The sequence below is a fragment of the Roseateles sp. FW305-36 genome, assembly GCF_058787015.1.
On sequence record NZ_JBYSZK010000002.1, the window covers coordinates 36,707 to 48,578 of the forward strand.

Below are 11,872 nucleotides of genomic sequence, written 5' to 3' on the forward strand. Positions count from 1 at the left end.
CATGGAATGCCGCGAATACGGCCGCCTGCCGGATGGCCGGGTGGTGCATGAGTACACGCTGGAGAACGGCCTCGGCCTGAAGCTGACCGCCATCACGCTGGGCGGCATCGTCACCGGCCTGTGGGCGCCCGATGCCAAGGGCCAGAGCGGCAATGTCGTGCTGGGTTTCGACAACCTCGACGATTACGTCCATCGCAATCCGTCCTTCGGCATCATCGTCGGCCGCTACGGCAATCGCATCGCCGGCGCCCGTTTCGAGCTGGATGGCGAGCTGCATCTGCTGGGCTGCAACGACGGCCTGAACTGCCTGCATGGCGGCACCGAGGGCTTCGGCCATCGCCTCTGGCAGGCGGCGCCCGCCGAGCCGCGCGCAGGTGAAGCTGCGGCTCTGCGCCTCAGCTACACCAGCCCGCATGGTGAGCAGGGCTTCCCGGGCGAGCTGAGGGCCTACGTCCGCTATTCGCTGAGCGCCACCGACAACAGCTGGCGCATCGACTACGAAGCGACGACCGACCGCGCCACCGTCGTCAACCTGACCCACCACGACTACTTCAACCTCGCCGGCGATGGCAGCGCGCTGCGCCATCGGCTGACCATCCCCGCGTCGCGCTACAGCGAGGTGGACGAACACCTGATCCCGCAGCGCCACGCTTCGGTGGAAGGCACGCCCTTCGACTTCCGCCAGCCGAGCTCCATCGTCGCCCGCATCCGCAAAGCCCATCCGCAGCTGCTGCTGGCCAAGGGCTATGACCACAACTGGCTGCTCGACGGTGAGCCGGACGCCGACGGCCTGCGTCCCGCCGCCACGCTGGAGGACCCGCACTCCGGTCGTCGCATGGACATCCTCACGAGTGAGCCGGCACTCCAGTTCTATTCCGGCAACTTCCTCGACGGCAGCCTGGCGGGACCGAACGGCCGCATCTACCGCCAGGGCGACGGCCTTTGCCTGGAGACCCAGCACAACCCCGACTCACCGCATCACGAAGCCAGCGCCGACTGGCCTTCCACGGTGCTGAGGCCCGGCGAGGTGTGGCGCAGCACCACAATCCATCGCTTCAGCTGATTGCCGCCGAGGACGCCATGGACCTGCCCGCCCACCAACTGACGATGACGGTGCTGATGACGCCGGACACCGCCAACTTCTCCGGCAACGTCCACGGCGGCAACATCCTCAAGCTGCTCGACCAGGTCGCCTATGCCTGCGCCAGCCGCTATGCCGGCCGCTACGTTGTCACGCTGTCGGTGGACCGGGTGATCTTTCGCCAGGCCATCCACGTCGGCGAGCTGGTCACCTTCCTGGCCAGCATCAACATGACGGGCACCTCGTCGATGGAGGTCGGCATCAAGGTCGTGGCCGAGAACATCCGCACCCAGGAGACGCGGCACGTCAATAGCTGCTACTTCACGATGGTGGCCGTGGGCGACGACAACAAGCCCGTGCCCGTGGCGCCGCTGCGTCCCTTCACTCCCGACGAGCGCCGCCGCCACGCCGCGGCCGTCGCCCGCAAGCAGGCCCGCGCGGCCCTTGAAGCCCGACCCGATGAGCAATCCTGAATATCCCTTCGCCCTCTCTCTCGCCCAGGCGAACAAGCTCGGCGAAGGCGTGCAGTGGCACGCCCCTTCCGGCCGCTGGTGGTGGACCGACATCGAAGGCGCCTGCATCTACGCCTGGACACCCGGCGCCGCCACCACCTTGCAGGTGCGCCTGCCCGAGCGCGTCGGCTGCTTCGTGCATGGCAAGTCGGGTTCCATCATCCTGGCCATGGCCAAGCGCCTCGCGCGCCTGACGCTGCCCGATCTGCAAGCCACCGGCAGCATCGACGGCCAACCCGAAGAAATCCTGCCGCTGGAAGCCAACTTGCCCACCACGCGCGCCAACGACGGGCGCTGCGACCGCAGCGGCAACTTCGTCTTCGGCACGCTGGATGAAGCCAACCCGCGCCAGCGCATCGGCAGCTTCTACCAATACTCCCTGGCCCGCGGCCTGCGCCGCCTGGCGCTGGATGGTGTCGGCATCTCCAACAGCATCTGCTTCAGCCCCGATGGCCGGCGCATGTACTACGCCGACACGACGACGACCCGAATCATGGTCTGCGACTACGACGCCGACAGCGCCCACGTCAGCGAGCCGCGCGTCTTCGTGACCAAGGAGTTCGACGACAACTGCTGGCCCGACGGCTCCATCATCGACGCCAAGGGTTGTCTGTGGAATGCCGAGTGGGGCAATGCAGCGGTGGCCCGCTACGCACCGGACGGTCGCCTGCTGGGACGCTCTAGCGTGCCGGTCAGCAATGTGACCTGCCCGGCCATGGGTGGTCCGAACGGCGACCAGATCCTCGTCACGACGGCCCGCGAGGGCCTGAGTACCGCCGACTTGATGGCCCGCCCGCTGTCGGGCAGCCTGTTCGGCATGTCTATCGAGCCGGGCCTGTACCTGCCCGATGCGCTGTTCAACGACGCGTAGGCTTCAGCACCCAGGCGTCCATCCAGTCCGAGCCGGACAGCACGCGGCGCGAGCGCCACATTTCGTCGCTGGGCCGCGCGCTGGCGGGCACGGCGGGCCGGCTCTGTGATGCCGGCTGGCGGGGCTCCGTGGCGGTGGCCGTGAAGCTGAAGTGTTGAAGGCGTCGCATGCGACCTCCTCTTGCATCGAGACAGCACCACCGTAAGCAGTGGCGCGTCAAGAACGCATAAGGATGCGCGGCGGACTACTTGCCGATGCAAAAACTGCTGAAGATGACGCCCAGCAGCTCATCAGCGGAGAAGGCACCGGTAATTTCTCCCAGGGCGTCATGGGCCAGGCGCAGCTCTTCGGCCAACAGGTCCAGGGCCGCATCGCGCTGTCCGGCGATGACGCGGGCCTGCTCCAGGTGCTCGGCCGTGCGGGCCAGGGCCTGCACATGGCGCTCACGGGCGATGAAGAGGCCCTCGGGCACGGCCTGCCAGCCCGCAGTCTTCAGCAGACGTTGACGCAAGGCTTCCAGGCCTTCGCCGGTCTTCAGGCTCAGCGCGATCTCTCCTGCAGGCGCGGCAGCGAGGTCTGCCTTGTTGAAGACCTGCACGATGCGGCTGGCGTCGACGCCCGCGAGCCGCGCGCGGATGCGCTCGTCCTCGGCCTCGTAGTCGGCCTGGCCGACGCGGCCCAGGTCGTGCAGGAAGAGCACGACGTCGGCATCGGCGATGGCATCCCAGCTGCGCGACACGCCGATGCGCTCGACCTCGTCGGCCGTCGCGTCGCGCAGGCCGGCCGTGTCGGTGATGTGCAGGGGTACGCCTTCGATCTGGATGGTCTGGCTGACCTTGTCGCGCGTCGTGCCGGGGATGGGCGTGACGATGGCCAGCTCGGCGCCGGCCAGCGCGTTCAACAGCGAACTCTTGCCGACATTGGGCTGACCGGCCAGCACTACCTTGAGGCCGTCGCGCAGCAGCGCGCCCTGGCGGGTGCGGGCCTGCACGGCCTGCAGTTGCGCGGTCAGGCGATCCAGGCGACCGAAGGCATCGGCCTTCTCGAGGAAGTCGATCTCTTCCTCGGGGAAGTCCAGCGTCGCCTCGACCAGCATGCGCAGTTGGATGAGCTGGTCGCGCAGCACCCCCACCTCGTGTGACAGCGCACCCCCCAGCGCCCGGCTGGCGCTGCGCGCGGCAGCCTCGGTGCTGGCGTCGATGAGGTCGGCCACAGCCTCGGCTTGCGCCAGGTCGAGCTTGCCGTTCAGGAAGGCGCGCTGGGTGAACTCGCCGGGTTCGGCAAGGCGGACATTGGCACCGGCTTCGATGACGCGCGCCAGCAGCAGCTGCATGACGACGGCGCCGCCATGGGCCTGCAGCTCCAGCACATGCTCGCCGGTGTAGGAGTGCGGCGCGGGAAAGTGCAGGGCCAGGCCCTGGTCGATGGCCGACCCGCTCGCATCACGGAAGGGCAGATAGGTCGCCTCGCGCGCCTTCAGTGCCCGGCCGCAGACGGTCTCGATCAGCGGTGACAGGTCTTGCGGCGACGACACGCGCACGATGCCGACGGCGCCCCGCCCCGGGGCGGTGGCGATGGCGGCGATGGGGTCGGCGTGGCGGGAAAGCATGCAGCGATTGTCCGGCCCAATGGAAAACAGCCGCTCGATGAGCGGCTGTTTCCGGAATTGGCGCGGGGGAGGCTCGGTTCGAGTGCTCTCGTGAGACCCGTCCGGGCCGGTGTTCTCTGCCCCGCGGAGCTATTGAACTGCGGGCGGCGCCAAGAAAAAAGCCCCCGCGTGCGGGGGCTCATTCAGGGGGTGTGAATCAGTTCACGCCCAACCTTTTGTTGATGAGCCACTGCTGGGCGATGGACAGGATGTTGTTCGTCAGCCAGTACAGCACCAGGCCGGACGGGAAGACGAAGAACATGACGCCGAAGGCCACGGGCATGATCCACATCATCTTCTGCTGCATGGGATCGGCCGCCGGCGGGTTGAGCCAGACCTGGAACAGGCTGGAGGCCATCATCAGCAGGGGCAGGATGAAGAAGGGGTCGCGCACCGACAGGTCGGTGATCCACAGCATCCAGGGCGCCTGGCGCATCTCGACGGTGGACAGCAGCACCCAGTACAGGGCCATGAAGATGGGCATCTGCAGGAAGATGGGCAGGCAGCCGCCGATGGGGTTGATCTTCTCCTCGCGGTAGATCTTCATCATCTCCTGCTGCATTTCCTGCGGCTTGTCCTTCAGGCGCTCCTTCATCTCGTTGATGCGCGGAGCGACGGCCTTCATGCGGGCCATGGACTTGTAGGCGCTGGCGTTCAGGCTGTAGAGGGCGATCTTCAGCAGCAGCACCAGGGTGACGATGGTCCAGCCCCAGTTGCCGATGAAGCCATGCAGCTTGTCCAGCAGCCAGAACAGCGGCTCGGCCAGGATGGTCAGCATGCCGTAGTCCTTGACCCGCTCAAGGCCCGGCGCCAGCTTGGAGAGGTTGTTCTCTTCCTGGGGGCCGGCGAAGAGGGTGGCCTGCTGGGTCACGCTGGTGTCGGGGGCCAGCGTGGGCAGCGTGAAGACCATGCCGGTCGCGTAGGCATCGCCGCGCACGCCGGCCTGGCCGGGCAGCTTGCGCACGAAGAACTCGCGGTTGCCCGCTTCGTTGACGAGCCAGGCGCTGGCGAAATAGTGCTGCACCATCGAGACCCAGCCGTCGTTGGCCTGCTTCTCGATGTCGACCTTGCCCTTGTCGATGTCCTCGAACTTCAGGGTCTTGAACTTGGTCTTGTCGTTGTAGACCGCCGGACCGGTGAAGCTGGGCGTAAAGGCCGCGCCGCCGGTGACGGTACTGCCGTCGCGCACCAGTTGCAGATAGACCTGGGGTGTGACCGGGGCGGCGCCGTGGTTGACGACTTCATGCGTGACGCCGACCGTGTAGACGCCACGCTTGAAGGTGAAGGTCTTGATGAGCTTGACGCCACCGACCTCGGCCGACTCCAGGCGCAGCTTGACCTCGTCCTGACCGGCCTTGAGCTCGCGGTCACCGGCCACGGCCGTCATCGGCGTGGTGTGGGCGGGCAGCGGGCCATTGGCGCTGACCAGGCCGGTCTGGGCGCGGTAGTGCTGGCCTTCGTTGAACAGCACCACCGGCTGAGGCGTGAACTCGGGCTTCTTCTGCAGGTGCACCATCTGCAGCAGCTGGTCGGTCACCGTCGGGTCGTAGGACGTCAGGTATTTGGGCAGCTCGGCACGGACGATGTCGCCGCCGAGCGTGTCCACGGTGACCGTCAGCACGTCGGTGCGGATGGTGATCTTCTCGGACGGGGCGGCCGCCACCGGGGCAGCGGTCGTCGTGGCCGGTGCCTGAGCCGCCGCGCCGGTCGCCGCGGGCACGCCGCTCGAGGCGGGCGCGCCCGGTGCCGACGACACGGTCTTGGGCGTCGGGCTGAACATCGAGGGATGCCCGTTGTGCTTTTGCCAGCCGTCCCAAAGCAGGACGAGGGACATGGTGAACACCACCCACAGCACGGTGCGGCGAATATCAGTCATGGAGAGTCTCGGACGAGGAGGACGCCGCGCAACGCGCGACGGGCGGGGAGATCAGGCGGGAAAAAAGCCGCGGCGCATTGTCAGGTACCGGATCGTGGCCGCCATCGCAGAACGGATGGCAGCGCAGAAGGCGGTGCACGGTCAGATAGCTGCCGGCCAGGGCCCCATGCTTTTCCAGGGCCGCCAGCGAATAGCGCGAGCAGGTCGGCTCGAAGCGGCAGGCATTGCCCAGCCAGGGGCTGAGCATCAGGCGATAGCCGCGCACGACAGCCATCAGCAGGCGGGCAGGCCAGCTGGGCTTCATGCCTTGCCGTCCCGCTTGGGTGCCATGGCTTTGTCCAGCAACTGAGCCAACTCGGCCCGGGCCGCCTGGCGCAGGGCGTCGGACGCGGCACTGGGGAACTTCTGGCGATCAAACGGTGAGCGCAAGCGGACGACCCACAAACCCGGCGGCATGCCGATCGCCTCCGCAAATGCGGCGCGGATCTGGCGCTTCAAGAGCTGGCGCGTCACCGAACGCTTGGCATGCCGCTTGGGAACGACGATGCCCACCCAGCAGCCTTGCGGCGCAGCGGGCGGGTCATGTTCCACAGGGTTGTGAACAGGCTGTGATTCGCCTGTTGATAACTCGGCTGGGGCTGTGCGTAACCTGGCGGCGTGCCAGGCGCTGGGCGCCGGATTGGCCGAAAGGTGGTGCAACGCGAAATGCGCGCTGCGAGCCCGGCTCTGGCGGCCGAGCACACGCTCGAAGTCGACCGGGCGTTGCAGCTTGCCGATGATCATCGGGTGCCCGGGGGCTGACGACGCGAAAAGGCGCCGTCCTCGATCAACGGCGCGGCTTAGACGGCCAGGCGCTTGCGGCCCTTGGCGCGGCGAGCGGCGATGACGGCACGGCCGCCACGCGTCTTCATGCGCACGAGGAAGCCGTGGGTACGGGCGCGGCGGGTCTTGGAGGCTTGGTAAGTACGCTTCATGGGAGACCTCTTTTGAGGGTTTGTTCAGGCTGGGCGCAGCGGTTGGCACCCGGCTAGGCTTGCCGGTTTCCCCTAGGGACCCCGGCTAAAAAAGCGCATGGCGAACAGGTCGCAATGCGCGAAAACCCGTGATTACAGCAGAAGCGGCCGGCGCGGTCAATAAGTCGCCCCTCTCAAGCCGGGTTTGCCAGGGATTGACCCCTTCCGAAATTCTGTGGATAACCCACGTTTCGGCCGGCCCTGGATCCGTACAATCCGGCCGCTCGAGAACAAGTTTTCCACAATGAGCCTAGAAGAACAGAACGGGGCGGACGGGGTGCAGGTGACAGCGGGCATGAATTCGGCGGATTGGGCATCGGACCTGTGGCGGCGCGGCTGTGAGCGCCTGGCCACCGAGCTGCCCGAGCAGCAGTTCAACACCTGGATCCGGCCCTTGCCGCCAGCCACGGTAGCCGGTGAAGACGCGGCCCTGGTCGCCACGCTGAAAGTCCCCAACCATTTCAAGCGCGACTGGATTCGCCGCCAGTACGCCGCCCGCATCGAAGCCATCCTGACCGAACTGGCCGGCCGCCCGACGCGGCTGGAGCTGGCCCTGGTCGCCCGCGAGCCGTCGGCCGCCGCCATCGCCGTGCCGGCCGGCCCAGCTCCCCAGCAACCGGCCGCCCAGGCGATGGAAGCCAGCGCCGCCCTGCGGCCCGTCGCCCCGGCGCCCGCTACCACCGTGATGCTGCCCTCGCAGGCCCCGGCCGCCAGCAAGCACCGCATCAACCCCCAGCTGACCTTCGACACGCTGGTGCCCGGCCGCGCCAACCAGATGGCCCGCACGGCCGCCCTGCATGTCGCCGGCGCGCCCGGCATCACCTACAACCCGCTGTTCATCTACGGCGGCGTCGGTCTGGGCAAGACCCACCTCATCCATGCTGTCGGCAACGCGCTGCTGAAGGACCGCCCGGACGCCCGCGTGCTCTACCTTCACGCCGAGCAGTTCATCTCCGACGTCGTCAAAAACTACCAGCGCAAGACCTTCGACGAGCTGAAGGCCAAGTACCACTCGCTGGACCTGCTGCTCATCGACGATGTGCAGTTCTTCGCTGGCAAGGACCGCACCCAGGAAGAGTTCTTCAACGCCTTCGAGGCCCTTCTGGCCAAGAAGGCCCACATCATCATGACGTCGGACACCTACCCCAAGGGGCTGGTGGACATCGACGAGCGCCTGACCAGCCGCTTCGACGCCGGCCTGACGGTGGCCATCGAGCCGCCCGAGCTGGAGATGCGCGTCGCCATCCTGATCAAGAAGGCGGAGGCCGAGGGCCAGCCCATGCCCGAGGACGTGGCATTCTTCGTCGCCAAGAACGTGCGCGCCAATGTGCGCGAGCTGGAAGGCGCCCTGCGCAAGGTGCTGGCCTACGCCAAGTTCTCGCACAAGGAAATCAGCATCACGCTGGCCCGTGAGGCGCTGAAGGACCTGCTGTCCATCCAGAACCGCCAGATCGGCGTGGAGAACATCCAGAAGACGGTGGCCGACTTCTACAAGATCAAGGTCGCCGACATGTACTCCAAGAAGCGCCCGGCCAGCATCGCCCGGCCGCGCCAGATCGCTATGTACCTGGCCAAGGAGCTGACCCAGAAGAGCCTGCCCGAGATCGGCGAACTCTTCGGCGGCCGCGACCACACGACCGTGCTGCACGCGGTGCGCAAGATAGGCGGCGAGCGCCAGAAGAACACCGAGCTGAACCAGCAGCTCCACGTGCTGGAGCAGACGCTCAAAGGCTGAGGGCCGTCAGCCCTCGACTTCGCCGTACACCGCCAGGAAGGCCTCGGCGAACTCCTGCGAGGCGCTGAAGCTCAGCGTCACCGTCACCCAGCCGCCGGTCTCATGCTGCACCAGCAGCTCCTGATCCCAGGCATGGCCATCCTCCACCGGCCCCTGCCGGCCACCGAACCCGGCCTGCGCCCAGGCCAGCACCTCCTCCACCTCGGCCATCACGGCTGCGTGTTCGGCGGCGCGCGTCGAGGCCATGGCTTCCAGCGTGAGGATGCCGTCGGAGCCGTCGGTGATATCGAAGCTGAGGTGTCGCACGGCGCAAGTGTCACGCCTGCAAACGATCTCCCTGCGGGCATGCCTGCGAAACGGCCGGCCAGGCACTGTCAAGTTGCGTGAATTCGGGATAAAAGGCGACTCAAGCGTTCCTTCGGTCATCCTCGAGCTCGTCCCGCCAGGACTATTGCTCGGGCCGAGCCTCGCAATTCGCGCGAGCCCATCGAATGGCGGAGGTCTCATGAAGCAGCTCGGCTGGGTCATTTCGGCTGCCAGCGGCGCTTTGCTGCTGCCTGCAACCGTGTCGGCGCAGAGGCTGGAACCCGTGCTCGTCACGGGTGTTCGCGCCAGCGTCGAATCCTCGGCGGACCGCAAACGCCGCAGCGATGACATCGTCGATGTCATCCTGGCCGATGACATCAACCGCCTCCCCGACCTCAGCGTGGCGGACGCGGTGCAGCGCATCACCGGCGTGCAGATGACCCGCGACCGCGGTGAGGCCTCGGTCGTTTCGGTGCGCGGCCTGGTGCAGATCGAGACCACACTGAATGGCCGGGAGTTGTTCACCGCCGGGTTCGGCCGCGCTCTGGATTACGCCGACCTGCCCAGCGACATGCTGGCGGGCATCGACGTCTACAAGACCGCGGCGGCCTCGCGCGTCGAGGGCGGCCTCGGCGGCACGGTGGACCTGCGCACCCGCCATCCGTTCGACTTCCGCACGCCCACGCTGGCGCTGTCGGCTCGCTACCTGCACGGCGACCTCGTCGACCGGGGCGCCGGCCAGTTCTCGCTGCTCTATGGTGGCGGCGGCAGCATCGCCGCGGGCGAGGCGGCCATGCTGCTGAACCTGGTTCTGCAGGACCGCGCGTTTCGCGAAGACCTGAAGGGCAGCAGCACGCCATTGCTCTGCAGCGCGCGGGCGTCCGCGGGCTGCCGCCTCGACCTGGTGCCGGGCGAGGACACCGTCGTCCCCGGCGGCAGCAGCGAAAGCACCAGCTTCGGCCGCCGTCGCCGCAGCGCGGCCACGGTGATGCTGGGCTGGCGGCCGCAGGCAGCCCTGGATCTCTACGCCGAAGCCCATTTCGCCGAGCTGAGCACCCGGCAGGACACGCAGCAGATCAATGTCGGCCCCAACTTCGCAGCGGGCAGCGGTTTTGATCCCGCCAGCGTCGCCCTCTTTGCCGGCAGCCACGACGTGCAGCGCATCACCTGGACCCAAGCGCCAGTCTCCATCCTGGGCTTTGCACGCGACACCATCGACCGCACGCGCCAGTTCGCCGCCGGCGGCGCCTGGTCGGCGGGCGAGCTGCGGCTGAGCGCCGACCTCAGCCACACGCGCAGCTTCAACCGCCTGTTCTTCTCCGGCCCCACGCTAGCCGGCACGGCGGCGCGTTTCACCCAGGACCTCGGCGGCGCGGTGCCGACCACGGCGATCACGGGCACGGACCTCGCCGACCCGGCAAACCTGCGCTATGTATCCCTGGCCTACCGGGTCAGGCCCCTCCGCGGCAGCCTGCTCGCCGGCCGGGCCGACGCCGAGTGGCAATGGGAAAGCGGCGTGCTGGAGCGCGTGGCCGTCGGCTGGCGGCATTCGCGCCGCGACGCCGACAACGCGCCGAACCTGATCTTTGGCGACGTCCCGGTGCCCGGCGTGCCGGCCACGACCCAGCCGGGCCGCACGGCCGTCTATGCCTACGCACCCTTCCTCGATGCACGAGCGCCCAGCATCGACGGCTATCTCACGGATACCCTGGCCGACGCGCGCGACCCGGTCGCGTCGCGCCTGGCCTTTGGCATCACAACACCGCTGCCGACCGCAGGCGGCGCACTGGGCGTGTGGCGCATACGCGAGACCACGGACGCGGCCTATGCCGAAGCGGGCTGGAAGCTGCCGGCATTGGCGCTCGATGGCCAGGCCGGCCTGCGCCTGGTGCACACGCGCTCCACACTGTCCGGCAACCAGAGCGTGCCTTCCGGCGGCAGCATCGCGCCGCTGGACATAGACACGACGACGACAGACTGGCTGCCCAATGCCAGCCTGCGCTGGCGCGTCGGTGGGCCCTGGCAGTTGCGCGCCGCGGCCGCGCGCACCCTCACACGGCCGGACTTCAACCTGCTCTCGCCGTCCATCACGCTGACGCCCAACAGCATCAACCCTCAGCTCAACCAGGGCACGGCTGGCAACCCGACGCTGCGGCCGCTGCGCGCCACCAATGCCGACCTGGCCGCGGAAGGCCACTTCGGCGCTGGCCACGTCGCCGCGCTGACGCTGTTCTGGAAGCGCGTGGACGGCTTCGTCGCCACGCTCAGCCAGGCCGAGACGCACGACGGCCAGGTCTACCAGGTGCGCCGCCCCTACAACGCCGATGCCGGCCACATCCGCGGCGCGGAGCTGTCCTACCAGCGCTTCTTCGACTCACTGCCGAGTGCGTGGCGCGGCCTGGGCCTGCAGGCCAATGCCACCTTCGTCGACAGCAGCACCTACGACCGCACGCTGCGCGCCAATGTGCCGATGCAGAACCTGTCGCGCCGCAGCGCCAACCTCGTCGGCCTCTACGAGCACGGCAGTTGGTCTGCCCGGCTGGCATGGAACTGGCGCAGCGGCTTCCCGAGCGGCGCGGTCGACGTGGTCGGCCTCGGCGCCCAGCAGACCACCACGAAGGCCTATGGCTGGCTGGACGCGTCGCTGCGCTGGCGCTTCTCCGAGAGACTGACCTGGTCGCTGGACGGTGGCAACCTGCTGGGCACCTTGCGCCGCACCGACTTCGGCGTCGAGACGCGCCCGCAGAATGCATGGGTCAACGACCGCCAGGTCGGGACCAGCCTGAGCTTGAAGATATGACCGCAACCGGTTCTAGATGCCGGGCGGCGC

12 protein-coding genes are annotated in these 11,872 nt (G+C 67.9%); 5 read left to right on the plus strand and 7 right to left on the minus strand.

Translation table 11 applies throughout. The features are described from left to right. Position 1: 1 nt before the first annotated feature. The 3 genes from AC3WOE_RS04425 to AC3WOE_RS04435 are packed head-to-tail and all read left to right on the plus strand — an operon-like array spanning position 2 to position 2,464. Entirely contained in the window at positions 2-1,063 is a 1,062-nt protein-coding gene (locus AC3WOE_RS04425) for an aldose epimerase family protein (protein WP_492688542.1), read from the plus strand. A gap of 17 nt (positions 1,064-1,080) precedes the next feature. Beyond that, positions 1,081-1,554 (plus strand): acyl-CoA thioesterase, encoded by a 474-nt coding sequence (locus AC3WOE_RS04430; RefSeq protein WP_492688543.1) that lies wholly within the window; start codon positions 1,081-1,083, stop codon positions 1,552-1,554. After that, positions 1,541-2,464 carry an SMP-30/gluconolactonase/LRE family protein gene (locus AC3WOE_RS04435; RefSeq protein ID WP_492688545.1) on the plus strand — a complete coding sequence of 308 codons (924 nt, stop codon included), beginning with the start codon at positions 1,541-1,543 and terminating at the stop codon, positions 2,462-2,464. The genes AC3WOE_RS04430 and AC3WOE_RS04435 overlap by 14 nt, the downstream gene beginning before the upstream one ends. Here AC3WOE_RS04435 and AC3WOE_RS04440 read toward each other — a convergent pair. From AC3WOE_RS04440 to rpmH, 6 genes are all read right to left on the minus strand, one after another. Then, complete coding sequence (locus AC3WOE_RS04440; protein ID WP_492688546.1) at positions 2,451-2,633, minus strand: hypothetical protein; 183 nt, start codon at positions 2,631-2,633, stop codon at positions 2,451-2,453. The two genes, AC3WOE_RS04435 and AC3WOE_RS04440, sit on opposite strands and share 14 nt — an antisense overlap. 75 nt (positions 2,634-2,708) lie before the next feature. Then, entirely contained in the window at positions 2,709-4,073 is a 1,365-nt protein-coding gene (gene mnmE, locus AC3WOE_RS04445) for a tRNA uridine-5-carboxymethylaminomethyl(34) synthesis GTPase MnmE (RefSeq protein ID WP_492688547.1), read from the minus strand. 196 nt (positions 4,074-4,269) lie between these two features. Further along, positions 4,270-5,988, minus strand: coding sequence for a membrane protein insertase YidC (gene yidC, locus AC3WOE_RS04450; RefSeq protein ID WP_492688549.1), 1,719 nt, complete (start codon positions 5,986-5,988; stop codon positions 4,270-4,272). After that, positions 5,981-6,292, minus strand: coding sequence for a membrane protein insertion efficiency factor YidD (gene yidD / locus AC3WOE_RS04455; protein WP_492688551.1), 312 nt, complete (start codon positions 6,290-6,292; stop codon positions 5,981-5,983). Before yidD ends, yidC begins: the two co-directional genes overlap by 8 nt. Then, positions 6,289-6,771, minus strand: coding sequence for a ribonuclease P protein component (locus AC3WOE_RS04460; RefSeq protein ID WP_492688552.1), 483 nt, complete (start codon positions 6,769-6,771; stop codon positions 6,289-6,291). Before AC3WOE_RS04460 ends, yidD begins: the two co-directional genes overlap by 4 nt. Before the next feature lie 56 nt (positions 6,772-6,827). Beyond that, positions 6,828-6,962, minus strand: coding sequence for a 50S ribosomal protein L34 (gene rpmH, locus AC3WOE_RS04465; RefSeq protein WP_054021782.1), 135 nt, complete (start codon positions 6,960-6,962; stop codon positions 6,828-6,830). Positions 6,963-7,296: 334 nt separating this feature from the next. Between rpmH and dnaA the strand changes: the two genes are divergently transcribed. Next, complete coding sequence (gene dnaA / locus AC3WOE_RS04470; RefSeq protein WP_492688554.1) at positions 7,297-8,736, plus strand: chromosomal replication initiator protein DnaA; 1,440 nt, start codon at positions 7,297-7,299, stop codon at positions 8,734-8,736. A 6-nt stretch (positions 8,737-8,742) separates the two neighbouring features. Here the strand turns inward: dnaA and AC3WOE_RS04475 are convergent, their stop codons facing one another. Next, positions 8,743-9,042 carry a hypothetical protein gene (locus AC3WOE_RS04475; protein WP_492688556.1) on the minus strand — a complete coding sequence of 100 codons (300 nt, stop codon included), beginning with the start codon at positions 9,040-9,042 and terminating at the stop codon, positions 8,743-8,745. Positions 9,043-9,241: 199 nt separating this feature from the next. On the opposite strand from AC3WOE_RS04475, the gene AC3WOE_RS04480 reads away from it, so the two are divergent. Next, positions 9,242-11,842: a TonB-dependent receptor gene (locus AC3WOE_RS04480; protein WP_492688558.1), complete on the plus strand. Its 2,601-nt coding sequence runs from the start codon at positions 9,242-9,244 to the stop codon at positions 11,840-11,842. Positions 11,843-11,872 lie beyond the last annotated feature (30 nt).